16 protein-coding genes and 1 tRNA gene are annotated in these 13,492 nt (G+C 51.3%); 6 read left to right on the top strand and 11 right to left on the bottom strand.

Features of this window, described 5'->3' with window-relative positions; all coding sequences use genetic code 11:
* Positions 1 to 4: 4 nt before the first annotated feature.
* The 3 genes from IE102_RS12555 to IE102_RS12545 form a co-directional block, all read right to left on the bottom strand.
* Positions 5 to 1,330, bottom strand: coding sequence for a diguanylate cyclase domain-containing protein (locus IE102_RS12555; protein WP_189487192.1), 1,326 nt, complete (start codon positions 1,328 to 1,330; stop codon positions 5 to 7).
* 51 nt (positions 1,331 to 1,381) lie between these two features.
* The gene (locus tag IE102_RS12550; RefSeq protein WP_189487184.1) at positions 1,382 to 1,651 is read right to left on the bottom strand and encodes a sulfurtransferase TusA family protein; all 270 of its coding nucleotides are present in this window, start codon (positions 1,649 to 1,651) and stop codon (positions 1,382 to 1,384) included.
* Positions 1,652 to 1,745: 94 nt separating this feature from the next.
* On the bottom strand, positions 1,746 to 3,077 hold the full coding sequence (locus IE102_RS12545; protein WP_189487182.1) for a glycoside hydrolase 5 family protein: 1,332 nt from the start codon (positions 3,075 to 3,077) through the stop codon (positions 1,746 to 1,748).
* A gap of 149 nt (positions 3,078 to 3,226) precedes the next feature.
* Between IE102_RS12545 and IE102_RS12540 the strand changes: the two genes are divergently transcribed.
* Positions 3,227 to 4,006, top strand: a complete 780-nt coding sequence (locus IE102_RS12540; protein WP_189487180.1) for a DUF3313 family protein — start codon at positions 3,227 to 3,229, stop codon at positions 4,004 to 4,006.
* Between the two features lie 64 nt (positions 4,007 to 4,070).
* Complete coding sequence (locus tag IE102_RS12535; RefSeq protein WP_189487179.1) at positions 4,071 to 4,718, top strand: trimeric intracellular cation channel family protein; 648 nt, start codon at positions 4,071 to 4,073, stop codon at positions 4,716 to 4,718.
* Here the strand turns inward: IE102_RS12535 and nfi are convergent.
* A complete protein-coding gene (gene nfi, locus IE102_RS12530) occupies positions 4,707 to 5,390 on the bottom strand; it encodes a deoxyribonuclease V (RefSeq protein ID WP_229807739.1) in 684 nt (227 codons plus the stop codon). The genes IE102_RS12535 and nfi overlap by 12 nt on opposite strands.
* A 166-nt stretch (positions 5,391 to 5,556) precedes the next feature.
* Between nfi and IE102_RS12525 the strand changes: the two genes are divergently transcribed.
* Complete coding sequence (locus tag IE102_RS12525) at positions 5,557 to 5,814, top strand: hypothetical protein (protein WP_189487177.1); 258 nt, start codon at positions 5,557 to 5,559, stop codon at positions 5,812 to 5,814.
* On the opposite strand, the gene IE102_RS12520 is transcribed toward IE102_RS12525, so the two are convergent.
* The 7 genes from IE102_RS12520 to IE102_RS12490 form a co-directional block, all read right to left on the bottom strand.
* Entirely contained in the window at positions 5,803 to 6,774 is a 972-nt protein-coding gene (locus tag IE102_RS12520; protein WP_189487175.1) for a 2-hydroxyacid dehydrogenase, read from the bottom strand. The two genes, IE102_RS12525 and IE102_RS12520, sit on opposite strands and share 12 nt — an antisense overlap.
* A 75-nt stretch (positions 6,775 to 6,849) precedes the next feature.
* Positions 6,850 to 7,341: a glycine zipper 2TM domain-containing protein gene (locus IE102_RS12515; protein WP_229807738.1), complete on the bottom strand. Its 492-nt coding sequence runs from the start codon at positions 7,339 to 7,341 to the stop codon at positions 6,850 to 6,852.
* A gap of 197 nt (positions 7,342 to 7,538) precedes the next feature.
* Positions 7,539 to 8,225, bottom strand: a complete 687-nt coding sequence (locus IE102_RS12510) for an MBL fold metallo-hydrolase (protein ID WP_308429926.1) — start codon at positions 8,223 to 8,225, stop codon at positions 7,539 to 7,541.
* A gap of 125 nt (positions 8,226 to 8,350) precedes the next feature.
* A complete protein-coding gene (locus IE102_RS12505) occupies positions 8,351 to 9,139 on the bottom strand; it encodes a TatD family hydrolase (RefSeq protein ID WP_189487171.1) in 789 nt (262 codons plus the stop codon).
* A gap of 2 nt (positions 9,140 to 9,141) precedes the next feature.
* Complete coding sequence (locus IE102_RS12500; protein ID WP_189487169.1) at positions 9,142 to 10,158, bottom strand: DNA polymerase III subunit delta'; 1,017 nt, start codon at positions 10,156 to 10,158, stop codon at positions 9,142 to 9,144.
* A 2-nt stretch (positions 10,159 to 10,160) separates the two neighbouring features.
* On the bottom strand, positions 10,161 to 10,799 hold the full coding sequence (gene tmk / locus IE102_RS12495) for a dTMP kinase (RefSeq protein WP_189487167.1): 639 nt from the start codon (positions 10,797 to 10,799) through the stop codon (positions 10,161 to 10,163).
* A gap of 79 nt (positions 10,800 to 10,878) precedes the next feature.
* On the bottom strand, positions 10,879 to 11,658 hold the full coding sequence (locus IE102_RS12490) for a septal ring lytic transglycosylase RlpA family protein (RefSeq protein WP_189487165.1): 780 nt from the start codon (positions 11,656 to 11,658) through the stop codon (positions 10,879 to 10,881).
* A 139-nt stretch (positions 11,659 to 11,797) separates the two neighbouring features.
* Between IE102_RS12490 and IE102_RS12485 the strand changes: the two genes are divergently transcribed.
* From IE102_RS12485 to IE102_RS12475, 3 genes are all read left to right on the top strand, one after another.
* A tRNA-Ser gene (locus tag IE102_RS12485) sits at positions 11,798 to 11,887 on the top strand.
* Between the two features lie 232 nt (positions 11,888 to 12,119).
* Entirely contained in the window at positions 12,120 to 12,758 is a 639-nt protein-coding gene (locus IE102_RS12480) for a DarT ssDNA thymidine ADP-ribosyltransferase family protein (protein ID WP_189487163.1), read from the top strand.
* 8 nt (positions 12,759 to 12,766) lie between these two features.
* Complete coding sequence (locus tag IE102_RS12475) at positions 12,767 to 13,471, top strand: DarT1-associated NADAR antitoxin family protein (protein ID WP_189487161.1); 705 nt, start codon at positions 12,767 to 12,769, stop codon at positions 13,469 to 13,471.
* The last annotated feature ends 21 nt before the right edge of the window (positions 13,472 to 13,492 follow it).

Raw genomic sequence — 13,492 nt, 5'->3', positions numbered from 1 at the left:
CAGACTAAACCGCTTCTTGGCGACGGTTTACGGACTCAGCGGCTCGCATCAGGGCTGAAGCGGCGGGCTCGTTAGGCTTAAGCTCCGCTACGCCTACATCGAATTCAACGATGAAGGGCGATTTGCCGGAGCCCGCCTCGAAGGCTGTACACCCGATAACCGCCGCGATGCGTTCACCGACATTCTGGGCCGCTGCGTAAGGAGTGGCGGGAAGGGCCAGTGCGAAGACTTCAGGGGACAGGCGTCCAGCCGTATCTTCGGCGCGAACCAGACGTGAAATCATAGACCCGATTTGCGGCATAGCGCGTTCCAGCGCCTTACGCGAGCGGGCAGCGGCAATATCCGGCGTTTCACTAATTTTAAGAACGCAGACACTTAGGGGGCGATTGCGTTCTGCGGCTGTGCGGGACAACCGGGCCAGATGGGATGCGAAAATGTCGCGGCTGAATAACCCGGTCCCTTTGTCCATCTTAGGGCCATTACGCAGGCTTTCCAGAGCTTTGCGGATGGTGAATTGACGTCGATAAGACCTGGCTAATCGCAGTATACGGTCAGCAATTTCAGGCTCAGATGTATCGGGATATGATATGTCGCTCACCCCGCGTAAATAGGCCTCACCGACATCGATCTCCACGGCTTTTTGTAACCGTAAGAATACAGGCGTGTGATAGAGACGGGTGTTGCGACGCATCCCGGCGGCAACGGATAGGGCTTCGGCCGGGGTCGACCCACCCCATAACACTACCGTATCAAATTCTGTCTCATGCAAATAATCAAAGGCGCTGTAGCTGGAAAACGCTGCGATCACTTCTGTACCTTGTCCACGTAGCGTATTCATGAGGCTTAGAAACGCCGGGTCGGGATCACCCACAGAAAGTACGCGCAAGCCTGCCCCTAACCCAAGGGATTCAAGGGAGGGCATTTTCAGATCGACGAAGGTTTCCCGGCGAAGGTCATACTCTTCTTCGGCTACATTCGCCCGCACCATGTGTTCAAGTCTTAACATGATCTGATGCGGGTGAGCCTGCGGACTGAACACCATGTCCCACCCCGACGGGATGTCATAGGCTGACTGATTGGTAACCAGAATAATGGGCAGGCGCCTCGGTTGGCAGGCGGTTCGCAGATCATAAACCAGATCAGCCGACGCAGCCGGGTGTTCGGCATCAATCAGCACAGCTTCGACCTGCAGATCACTGATGGCGGCCATAGCTGCACGTTCGTGCTTAGCCGTAATGGTGCGCCACCCCAGACGATCCAGCGCGTCGCTGAGGTGTGAAGACCAGCCGTCATTCCGGCTCAGTATGAGGAGGCGCGCATTCAGCGTCACTTTTGGCTCCTGCAGAATCGATACGCAAATTACATGGGCTAATTATGATTCTTATACAGAAGTTACGCCCATAAGATAGGGTTTAATCCGCGGGGCACAGGTTACCACGAATACCCAAAACTCATCTGTTTTGTAAGATGATTCCAGTATGTAATTATTTTTAATGCAAAAATGTGGAACGTCTATCTGCACCATGGGATCGTCCGCCCATAAGGTTACTTGCGCTTCGGCGGAAAGACTTTCCAGATATTTTCGTAGTTTCAAGGTTGGCACGGGGCAACGGTGACCTCGTGCGTCAATGAAGTGTTCAGGCTCGTTCATGAGTAGATTATGACAGTGATGGCAAACCGTAGCATCATATTTTGACAGGCACGTATTAAAAAACCGCACCGAATTAATCGGTGCGGTTTGATTGTTAAACCGTTTTAATGGCCTCAGCATGAGCCTTGATCAAAGCCTGAGTGCTGGTGTCAGTATTGAAGACGCTGTACCAACCTTGAGGCTCATGAGGTGGGTCACCGACATACGAAGTTTCGCCACGCCGCATGTGGTAATCCTTATGGAGTGCGCGGCCAGCACCGCCCCAAGCCCAGAAATTGGAACCCATAACTGGACCTCCGGTTTTAATAGCCGTCTCAACTGCCCCATATATCATGCTGTAAAATCTATCTTTCCACTCAGTTGATGTGCCGGGTTCATAGGCCACCTTGTCGCGTGGAAAACCGAACTCTTCGAACACCAGGGGCTTTTTAATCTTCTCAGCTATAGCGATGTGGTCATCGATGTATTTGCGAACCTTGGCCTCGCCGCCGGCAAAAGTACCCGGCAGATCAGTGCCATCGACCCAACTCCAGTTCTGGGGCCAGATGTGTGCGGTCAGATAATCGATATCTTTATGGGCATCGATGACAAATTGTTCGTTTCCAACGGCGCCCATAAGGCCTTCGTGGCCTAGCGAGACGAGGTGGTTTTTATCCAGATTGCGGATTATGGTTGCGGTTCGAGAAATCCACTCCAGATAAACCGGCATATTTTGTGCCGCGACTTCCGGTCCACCACCTGGCCGGGGCTCATTCGACAACTGCCACGCCATGATAGTCTGATCATTGACGTAGGCTTGCCGGGTTACAGAGTTGGTGCGCGCCACCAACATCCGCACGTAATCATGATAGAGCTTTACGGCGACCTTGTTGGCATAGAATTGTGAGGCATAATCCGCATAGGCTGGCCACGGGTATTTAGGATCGCCATTATTGATAAACTTGCCCGTCGTGTAATCAATATAGGCCATCATGCCACCTGACCACTCCCAGAAATTGGTCAGGTAAAGTACGGCCTTCATGTCTCGCTTTGCCATTTCTGACAGCAAGAAATCCAGCCCCACCAGTAGATCCTGATTGTAGACACCCTTGTCTCTGGAGCTAAATGCTGGATCTAAGGAGTTGTTGATCGGAGACAGTTCCGATGATGCCAGCACGCGCAAATTGGTGACGCCCAGAGCCTTCAGGTCATCCAGTTCCTTAAGCAGACGTGCCCGATTTCCAAACGCCGCCGGCGCCCCAAGGTAGGCCCCGTACCAGATATTGGCCCCGACGAAACGATAGGTTTGACCTTTAAGTTTAAAATGCAGACCGTCTACCGTCACAAACTCACTGCCGGGCTGCGCGGCCTTGGTAGCGCAGGCGGTGCCGGTCAGTGCCATTCCGGCTGCCGTAGCGATAAGCCTTCGGCGCGATAGGTTACTCATAGCGTTCCTCCCTTATTTTAATTGTATGTTCGTGCGTTTGATCGTCATAACTCAGATTAATTAAAATTGAAATATTTAATGTGCGCGCAATTCGGCTCGCATCCAATTTCCTCCGTTGAGCGTAAACGTCAAAAGAGGGGAAAATATAAATGCTTTCACATTGCAAACCAGCCGTAATTCTAATGTGCGTAATAGGCCTTTCAGGATGTACTAGTGCGCCTGACATAAGTCATTCAACCTTATCCAGCCTTGAAGGATTTTCCGATCAAAAAACCGGACGCGCACGGTTTAAGGCGAAGCGTGACGTTAGCAGCCTGAACGAGGTCAAACGGATTTATCTTCATCCGGCCAAATTAACTACTGGCGAACATACACGCTATGTACTTACTGATAAGGAGAAACGCGTCGTCTTAGGGGAAATCGAAGCTCAGTTATGTTTTGAGCTTTCTGAACGCTACGAGATTATGACAACTCAAACCGAAAGCGATGCTGAAATTCATTCTGCCGTAACCTGGTTTGAACCGACCGGTGCTGCGGCTTCAGGGGTTGCGGCTGTCGCAGGTCAGTTCATCCCTGGCCCCATTGGCCTGAGACTGCCCGGATCATTAGGTGGCTTAGGCGCCGAGGCCGAAATGATTCGCGATGATCAGCAAGTCGCGGCCATTATATGGGCGCGGCGTGCTCAGACTGTGGGTACGGATACCCCTTCATTATCCCGCTTAGGGGACGCGCTTCAATTTGCAGAGCCGTTCGCCGATGAGGCCGCCCGAATCATGTCACCCGAACCGGCTCCCGCTAAGCGAACCTATAGCAGAGATACCGACCCTTGCCTTAAGCACGGTAGTCGCGTGGATGCGGGGGGGATTGCCGCAAGGATTGTCACCGGGCTATATGCGCCGACAGATCGCGACGCGGATTCTGAGCCTTAATCGATTCGGTAAAATTTCAGATTTCTGATAGAGAGGGCGCCTCACTATTTTAGGCATTGTCTCTATGCTGGACCAAATTATCGATCCTGTTGTTCACTGGCTTAACCTGGCAGGTACAGTTGTTTTTGCCGTAAGTGGTGGGTTAGTTGCTGCACGTAAGAATCTGGATATAATAAGTTTTATTCTAATCGGAACTATCACAGCGATTGGAGGCGGCACGTTACGAGATCTGATGCTGGGGATTGGCCCAGTGGGATGGGTAGGCGCGCCTCATATTCTATGGATATGCATCATAAGCGCCGTGCTCACCTATTTTGCCGCTCACCTCATCGAGCTTAGGCAAAGATGGCTTTTGTGGGCAGACGCGGCGGGGTTGGCACTATTTGCGGTTGTTGGCGCCGAAGTGGCGCTATCTAACGGCACATCAGGTATGGTTGCCATCGGCATGGGTGTTGTGACGGCCACTTTCGGGGGGATCATCCGCGACGTCCTGTGCCAGGAGACCTCACTCGTCCTTCAGCAGGAAATATATGCTACTGCGGCCGTAATCGGTGCCGGCAGCTATGTTCTCATGACCGACTGGCTTCATATAGATCGGCCTTTGGCCGTCGCTGTGGCCTTTGGTGCGGGATTTATAATACGAGCGCTGGCGATCGTTTTCAGACTTTCACTGCCGGGCTACAGCCGCAAAAATTCAATATCAGGCACTTAGCAGGGTCATCTGCTTAACCGGACGAACTTTAGACAGTTTGTCGGCCAATCGCGTAGGTTCCGGCAGTTTAAAGCGCGTCAGACAGCGTAAGGTTATGTCCACTGCGGTCTTCATGCTCAGCCGATGGCCGGGTGATATGAAAAGCGGATTAACATCATCCTTGCTTCTTAAAACGACACCAATCTGCTCACTGCCGGCCATAAGCGCCGACTGTTCACCCTTATGCATGCCCGGCATGTCGTATCGCCCGGTTAAGCGGGATTTGGCCACGCCAATAGCAGGCTTGTTCAGCAAAACCCCTATGTGAGCCGCGATCCCCATACGTCGCGGGTGAGCAATACCCTGCCCATCCACCATGAATAAATCCGGACGCGTCACGAGGCCATCAAGAGCATCCAGAACCGCCGGTATTTCACGAAAAGCCAGAAGGCCAGGAATGTAGGGAAAATCAACAGGCACTGAGGCTTCTACCGCCTCGATCGGCTTAAGGTCATCCATCGACATGGTTACAATCGATGCATGGGCCAAGCCATTCTCGATGTCATAGCCCACATCGATGCCGGCTATAGTTTCAAGCTTGTCAAAATCATCAAACAAGCGAATTTCGCGGCGCAATTCTTCTTGAATCGCCCGCGCTTCACTTTCGGATTTAGGCATGTAGAAGCGATGCATAGCTAAAATCTAAGCGATAGGCTTATAAAAAATCGATATAGCTTGAACGCTTAACGCTAATTGAATCGAACCTGTCGGGCTTACTTCATACTTACAGAGGGCCTGTAAGCCGGAATTTCGTGCTTATGCGTGTTGTGACACTCTGCACCTGAACATGGAGGTAGAAATGACAACCAAGACTCAGGATGAACGGTTAACAGATGGCGATCACAACGGACAAGGTATCGTCAACGACAGCTATTCCAAGAGCGCATCCGCCAGACCTCAGATTAATACGTCGTATGACACGCGCTCGGAGACAAAATCCAACCCTAAAGACACGAGCGACGAAAAAAGCAGTTCAGGCAAAATGGCAAAGTCTAATGGCAATCCTGATGAACATTCTGACGCCGCCCGAAAATCAAAGATCAAATCAAAGGCCTAAGCATTCAGGGACCGGGGTGAGGGGGCTATGGCCCGATAGCCAGGCCTCGACATTGTCGACGACTAACCGGGCCATTGCCTTACGGGTTGGGAGGGTCGCAGATCCAATATGAGGGAGTAGAACCGTATTATCGAGGTCAATAAGCGCCTTCGGGACGTTTGGTTCATCTTCATAAACATCAAGTCCTGCGGCGAATATCGTTCCAGAACTAAGTGCGGAAATTAAAGCGTCCTGATCAATTAGACTGCCGCGCGATACATTAATGATTACCCCCGCAGGCCCTAGAGCTTTAAGAATGCTTTCGTTGATCATGTGGCGGGTGGCATCCGTTGCGGGCGCCGTAACCATCAAGGTATCGCAGTCTTTTGCCATTGTGAGCAAATCTGGATGATAGCTGTAGTCAACTTTCGCCTGCCGGTGGCGTCCATGATATGTGATATGCAAACCAAAAGCTTTCGCGCGAAACGCTACGGCATGGCCTATACGCCCCAATCCTACAATGCCCATGGTGCGGCCCTGTAAAGAACCGGATAAGGGGAAGGGGGCTTTCAACCAGCGCTCCTGACGTACAAATTGGTCCGCTTGCGGTATGAGCCTGACCGTTGCTAACAGCAATGCCATAGCCAGATCAGCGACATCTTCGGTCAAAACGTCAGGTGTATTGGTAACTATAATGCCACGACGCGCGGCCTCCACAGCATCAATATTATCATAGCCGACACCGTGGTTTGATATTAATGACAGATTGGGGAAGCGGTTCATGTAATCCGTATCGATATTCACCCGCGAACTGCAATTGATGATGGCGCGGACGCGACTGGCTGCGGAAGCTATGATCGTTTCGGGATTGTCTGACGTCCACGGATTTATAATCTGTGTCTGAAGGCTTGTGATTTCTTCGCGAACAAAAGCGGTCGGAGGCGATGACAGCAGGATTACAGCTTCGGGCGGAATAGTCATATGGCCTCAATATCGCTTTACAGCTTTGCGTGCGATAAAAAAAGCGCCCGAAATATTCCGGGCGCTTAAAACTGATTAGTATCGATCACGATTGCCGTGCTTACGGCGATCCCAACGCTCTTCGCGGCCATTGTGACGCACATAATAGTTATCGTATTGAGGGCGGTCGGTGAAATAGACCGTCCGATAACCATTCGGTGGAGACGGTGGGTCATAATAGCCCCGGTCGTAGATATAATAGCGACTGTTCAGGCAGTTAGCGCGGGATGTTTCTTTATGCTCCTTGCCAATCTGATTACCAATCGCGCCACCCACGATGGCCCCCAGGATGCCACCTTCGGTTTTAGCGCCTTTTCCGGCAACACCTGAGCCTACGGCAGCCCCGGCGACGGCACCGATGACTGTGCCTTTGGTGCGGGCATTGCTGCTTTTTTGATAGCAATAACCATCATAGTTTTGTGCCTGAGCGGCCAGAGGGGCGCCCATTAGCAGACCAAAGCCTAAAACGGCGGCGGCAATTGATGCGGATTTGCTGTTTGAAAAATTCGATTGATTCTTGCGTGACATTGGAAACCTCACATTTTTGTTCAGAGCGTCACTACGATCTGAAACCACGCATTCAGTTTGAAGCTTCGATGCTGAACGTCACCTGAATGAATTGTGCCAACTTATTGGTTTTTATATAAAGCTTCCATAAGGATGGTGTGACGAGAAGATAAGATGGATGCCGTGTCTATTTCCGCATAATATATATTATGAGAAATTTATTGTGCGGTTAGTTTGATTTTCATGCCGTCATACGCCGGTTCTACATGTTCAGGCAGCATGGATTTCAAAGCGTTGTAATCCAAGTCCTGATGCAAGTTGGTCAGGATAGCTCTTTCGGGTTTCACCCGCTCGATCCAGCTTAATGTCTTTTCAACATGTGAGTGCGTCGGATGTGGTGCCAAACGCAAAGCGTCGACGATCCATAGCTTCAGGCCTTTTAAGTGCTCGAAATTATCATCACTGATATCAGAGACATCACTGGAATATGCAAAGTCACCAATGCGATAGCCTACAGATTTTATCGGGCCATGCTCCTGTCCAAAGGTGCGAACCGGCATTACGCCCCCATTTCCCATAACATCCCAAACTATCCCGTGATCAGGAATGATATGGGCTGTGCAAATTGGCGGATAACCAAATTTTCCCGTGAAAACATACTCAAAGCGATGAAAAAGGCCGTTATAGGTTGCCTGATCCATATAGCCATCAATGTTACGGCGATTGGCAATGGCGAAAAATCTCATATCATCAATGCCGTGGGACTGATCTGCGTGATCATGGGTCCACAATATCGCATCCAGATGTTTGATTTCAGTGCGCAGCACCTGTTCCCGGAACTCTGGCGATGTGTCTATAATGACCTGAGTGCGCTGATCTGGCGTTTGATCATCATAAATGGCCACCGCAGCGCTGCACCGGGATCTGCGGTTTCTGGGGTTTGTGGGATCACAAGCCCCCCAGTAGCCATCAACCCTTGGGACGCCACTTGAGCATCCAGACCCAAGGACATCAATTTCAATGATTTTTGTCATGAGGATACAGAGTTGGGAATGCGATTAAACAGCTCAAAAAAAGCATCTTCAGTCAGTTTTCGGGTCTCTTCAAGGCTCCACCCGCGAATTTCCGCCAGTTTGTCATAAACGTGCGTGACATAGGCCGGTTCATTGCGTCGGCCCCGCCAGGGTATGGGTGCCAGATACGGACAGTCGGTTTCGACGATAATCCGGTCTGCGGGCATGTCTTTGATGATGGCGCGCACATCCTGAGCGGCCTTGAAGGTCGCAATGCCTGAGACGGAAAACCACGCCCCTATATCGGCCGCTTTGCGCGCCAGCTCCGCGCCACTAGTGTAACAATGCAGCAGAAACTTGAATTCGCCGTTGCGATGTTCGCTGCTCAATATATCCCACATGACCTCATCGGCTTCACGGGTGTGAACCACCAAAGGCAATCCGCTGTCGCGGGCGGCCTCGATGTGCGTTCGAAACACCTTTACCTGAATATCGCGTGGGCTGTAGTCGTAGTGAAAATCGAGACCGCACTCCCCTATTCCCACCACTTTGGGTAATTTGGCTAAATCGATCAGGGTGGCCGCGCTGAGTTCGGGATTTTCTCTGGCTTCGTGCGGATGTGTCCCGACCGTTGCCCAGATATCCGGATTGTCGCGAGCAATCTTATAACAGGCCTCGAAATTTGATACGCGGTCGCAGATATTGACCATAAGGCCCACGCCCGCTGTACGAGCACGATTTATGGTATCTTCGCGATCTTCATCATATTGAGGGGCGTGAAGATTTACATGGCTATCGATAAGCATAGTCAGGCAATCTCTCTGATATCCCGGCATAAAGCCCAGAAATATTCTCCGCGATCAAGGTTCACGGCTTCGGTTTCAGCGGTGACCGTGCTTAACCGCGCCCATAAATCCGCCCATTGTTTTGCGCGACCATAGGGATGGCTACTCAGGGCGCGCTCGCGTACCTGCTCGCACAGCATATCCATAAATAGGCTGAATTTTTTGGCGCCATCACTACGTGCTGAACTGGTTTTAAACTCGGTGGCATAACGGATCAATTCAGCACGGGGCGGCGGTGAAGACGACAGAATACGAGCCGCCAGATCATCCATATCGAGTGCCTTATCCTGCCAGAGTTTCAGAGCCTTGCCCGGAGAACCTTTTGCCATGCTAATCAGGCGAGCTAGATCATCCCCACGAACATCAACATCGGGTTCAATGAAGGCGCGTACAGCCTCATCCTGCCACGGCGCAAAAGTCAGGCGACGGCAACGCGACCGAATGGTAGCAAGCAGTTTCCCCGGCGAATGAGATACCAGAAACAATATTCCCCGCTCAGGTGGCTCCTCAAGAATTTTCAATAAAGCATTGGCTGAATTTATGTTTAAATCATCAACGGAGTCGATTATGGCCACACGATATGGTGACCGGGACGGCGCTTTTGAAAAAAAGGTGCCGACCTCGCGTATCGCTTCGACGCTAATGTTTTTCTTGAGCTTGCCGCTGTCATTGGCTTCGCGTTCTATGGCCAACAGGTCAGGATGAGATTGAGCGGCAATGAGTTTGGCATCCGGATCTTGCGATGAAATACCCATAAGCCCCAAAGACGGATCGCGAGCTCTCCCCATCAGGAATCTGGCGGCCCGGTAAGCAAAGGTCGCTTTTCCCAGCCCTTGTGGACCACATAACAGCCAGGCATGGTGCAGACGCCCGCGTCCATAGGCATCCATAAACGCCTGCTCGGCGACCTCATTCTGACGATACTCATAAGTATTGCGCGGATGAAGCGTTGCATCCTCGACCAAGGCTGGGGAGGCCATTTTTATGCCCCTTTAAGTTCTGAAAACTGCGTCATCGCTTGCGACCATATATCTGAAGATATACTTTCAATGCTTTGATTAGCATCAATAATTTTATATCTGTCGGGAGCTATGGCTGCACGTTTCACGAACCCCTGCCGCAGGCGCTCATGAAAGCCGATACCCTTGGCTTCAAACCGATCCTCATCGCCGCCACGCCCTTTGGCACGCATAAGGCCGACCTCGACCGGCATGTCTAAAATCAATGTCAGATCAGGTTGGGTATCCCCTACAACCACCTGATCAACCTGCTCGATGAAGTCAGGCGAAATCCCTCCGCCCGCGCCCTGATAAGCGCGGGTCGAATCAGCAAACCGATCGCAGACAACCCATGCGCCGCGCTCCAGCGCCGGCCGGATGACCTTCTCCAGATGGTCGGCACGCGATGCGTACATCATCAGGGTCTCAGATACCGGTGACCAGCGCGATGCGTCGCCCTTAACCAGAAGGTCGCGCAAGGCTTCAGCGCCGGGTGATCCGCCAGGCTCACGCGTCTGCACGACCTCTAATCCCAGATCACGCAATCGCTTGACCAGGAGTTTAACCTGAGTGGACTTGCCCGCCCCCTCACCGCCTTCAAATGTAATGAATTTCCCGCGCATGACCGGAACTTAAAGCGCAATCCCCAAAGTGTGAAGCGATTTTCAGGAACCATGCACGTTTAAACGGGTTCATCGCAAATTACTCTCTGCGCAGAACCGCATCGAAAAAGCCTTCGGATAAGGCTTTTTGCCGGGCACGCTCAGCCTTGTCCGGACCGTCATAGGGCCCCATGGATACGACATAAAGCTCACCCTTCCGCTCTATGGAAATATCACTAAGCCTATCACGGGCACGATCAGCGTTTTCCTTAACGGCAAAACTGCCCAGCAGGACGCGGTAACGACCATCATTTGCGGCAATCGAAGCGCTCTGCTGACCTTGTACGGCGGGGCCCAAAAAGGTGACACGCACCTTGGCTGTCCCCGTCCCCAGCACACCCAGTTCACGAGCCGCCCCTTTTGACAGGTCAATCAGTCTGCCATCAATGAAAGGCCCGCGATCATTGACCCGCAGGACTAAAATTTTACCATTATCCAAATTTTTGACTTCGACGATTGACGGTAAAGGCAGGGTTTTATGGGCTGCGGAAACGGCGTTGGGGTTGAAATATTCGCCATTGGCTGTGGTCGGGTTAGGTGATTCTGCGCCATACCATGAGGCGGTGCCCACCCAGCTATCACCTTTGTTGGGGATGCTGGGCCTGTAGGTTTGGCCGCGAATTTTGTAGGGCTTGAGGGTGCCAGAATGATAGGTGCCATTTCCGGCGACGGGTGGATAGCTGTTGATTTTGTATTTCGGTCCGGCGCAGGCGCTCATCAGGGCAAAGCAGATGATTGCTAACACCCACAACAGATGGCGCGCCCCGGATTTGAGCCATTCAGAACGCCTGACTTTTCCCATATCGGAATATATCGTCATCCCGTACCCTACGCATTACACATTGCCGCCCCCATCAAGTGATGAGGCTTGTGTATAATTTATTGAAAATGAGAAAAATCTTAGTTAACGGCTTGGAATTGCGGGAAAGTCGGGTTATGACCCAAAACCTTGCTCGTGCGGACAGATGGCCGAGTGGTTTAAGGCAGCGGTCTTGAAAACCGCCGTAGGTGGAAGCCTACCGTGAGTTCGAATCTCACTCTGTCCGCCACTTCAATAAAAATGGCCCCGTTATGGGGCCTTTTTTATTGAAGTGCTGAGCGTGGACTTGAGCTCACGGATGAAAGCGAGTTCGAAAACCGTAGCGCCCTAGCGCGTAGGTTTCGGCGCAGCGAAGCGCAGCCAATCTCACTCTGTCCGCCGGTATACGCAACGATCCGCACTTGCCATTTGGTTGTGATTGCGCGACCATCCCGAGCTAGCATACAATGACTGGGCGAAATATGTCTAAGCAGGCGATTCAGGCACACGCAAAAGCGATCGAAGTTCCCTATCTGTTACATTTTACGCGTGTTGCAAACCTGCCCTCGATCATGCAGCATGGACTTTATCCAATTAGTCGGAGCAATGAGATTGGTGTTGCACCGCAAATAAATGATGAAATCCGCTTGGACGGCCACCCCGATGGAACATCGGTTTCCATCGGCTTTCCGAACAGTCAGATGTTTTACAAGTACAGGATGGACTGCAAAGATGTTGATTGGACTGTGCTCGTGCTTCGCCCGTCAGTGCTCTGGACTAAGGATTGTGCGTTCTGCCGCCACAATGCGGCAGATGCTCGTATAAGTAATTTGCATATTGACGTACTTAAGGCATCTCAGGCCTTTGTAGGGATGTTCGAGGAAATCGAAGATCATTCCCCACGAGAAGACCAGAAACTCAAAGCATTCGACCCCACTGATGTTCAAGCAGAAGTTCTTGTCTTTGATGTGGTGGAACCACAGGACATCATCGGAGCTGTCTTTGAGAAAGCGGCAGTGCGTGACACCTACGTCGCTCATCTTGGCGACAGAAAGACTTACATTCACGCGAATAACAAGGGGATGTTTGCCACTCGTGGATATTTTAGGAAGTATCAATAGGTAAGTTAATGGCAGAGAGACCTATCTTTATCCCCGTCACTGAAGGATCTGCATTAGTTCGCACGAAGTACGTTGATTTCCAGTGGTTTCCCGGTATGGCTGCATCGCAGAAGCAAAAATCAGTCGATTCCTTGCACGCTGCTGCGAGCAGACTGCCCAGTATCAGCAAGATTCTTGAGGTGTCCAGTAAGTCTCGCGATGAACTAGGGGTGGCGCTCAGCGCATTCAATCTGTCATTCACAACCATAAAATATAAAAAAACATTTTGCGTGGAGTGTGCGTATCAAAGCAGCAAAGTCTTTGAGCGTGGCGGTCCTTTTACTGACATTTTAGGCATGACATCACTCGAAGCGAAAAAAGACGAGCGGTTGCGATCGTCTGGCCGTCTGACTGGATTTCGTTTTTTCGGCACGGATTGGGCACTTGAACCACAAACTGCGTTCTATGATTGGCTCTATATAAATGCACTAAAAAAGCAGCCCAGCTTGGCCGAACCGGTTCTAAATTATTCAGCTTTTACCGACATTGAGTTCAATCCTGAACGCTCGATCAATTGCCAAGCCTATTCCGTCGCTCTCTATGTTTCCCTGTATAAGCGTCATCTTCTTGATGAAGCTACATCCTCAAAGGAAGCTTTCCTGCGCACTGTAGGCAAAGCAGCGATCAGCAACGCTCGACGAGATGAAACTATTCAGAGCGGTTTTCGCCTCTGATACGTAAGCGGTCTGCTTACC

Origin of the sequence: Asticcacaulis endophyticus, from assembly GCF_014652575.1 — a bacterium.
GTDB lineage: Bacteria > Pseudomonadota > Alphaproteobacteria > Caulobacterales > Caulobacteraceae > Asticcacaulis > Asticcacaulis endophyticus.
This window is presented reverse-complemented; position numbering and strand designations above follow the sequence as displayed.

Bases quoted from the DNA above. Each gene is read 5' to 3' on its own strand.
- IE102_RS12550 (WP_189487184.1), bottom strand. From the start codon at position 1,651: ATGAACGAGCCTGAACACTTCATTGACGCACGAGGTCACCGTTGCCCC.
- IE102_RS12545 (WP_189487182.1), bottom strand. From the start codon at position 3,077: ATGAGTAACCTATCGCGCCGAAGGCTTATCGCTACGGCAGCCGGAATG.
- IE102_RS12540 (WP_189487180.1), top strand. From the start codon at position 3,227: ATGCTTTCACATTGCAAACCAGCCGTAATTCTAATGTGCGTAATAGGC.
- IE102_RS12535 (WP_189487179.1), top strand. From the start codon at position 4,071: ATGCTGGACCAAATTATCGATCCTGTTGTTCACTGGCTTAACCTGGCA.
- nfi (WP_229807739.1), bottom strand. From the start codon at position 5,390: ATGCATCGCTTCTACATGCCTAAATCCGAAAGTGAAGCGCGGGCGATT.
- IE102_RS12525 (WP_189487177.1), top strand. From the start codon at position 5,557: ATGACAACCAAGACTCAGGATGAACGGTTAACAGATGGCGATCACAAC.
- IE102_RS12520 (WP_189487175.1), bottom strand. From the start codon at position 6,774: ATGACTATTCCGCCCGAAGCTGTAATCCTGCTGTCATCGCCTCCGACC.
- IE102_RS12515 (WP_229807738.1), bottom strand. From the start codon at position 7,341: ATGTCACGCAAGAATCAATCGAATTTTTCAAACAGCAAATCCGCATCA.
- IE102_RS12505 (WP_189487171.1), bottom strand. From the start codon at position 9,139: ATGCTTATCGATAGCCATGTAAATCTTCACGCCCCTCAATATGATGAA.
- IE102_RS12500 (WP_189487169.1), bottom strand. From the start codon at position 10,158: ATGGCCTCCCCAGCCTTGGTCGAGGATGCAACGCTTCATCCGCGCAAT.
- tmk (WP_189487167.1), bottom strand. From the start codon at position 10,799: ATGCGCGGGAAATTCATTACATTTGAAGGCGGTGAGGGGGCGGGCAAG.
- IE102_RS12490 (WP_189487165.1), bottom strand. From the start codon at position 11,658: ATGACGATATATTCCGATATGGGAAAAGTCAGGCGTTCTGAATGGCTC.
- IE102_RS12480 (WP_189487163.1), top strand. From the start codon at position 12,120: ATGTCTAAGCAGGCGATTCAGGCACACGCAAAAGCGATCGAAGTTCCC.
- IE102_RS12475 (WP_189487161.1), top strand. From the start codon at position 12,767: ATGGCAGAGAGACCTATCTTTATCCCCGTCACTGAAGGATCTGCATTA.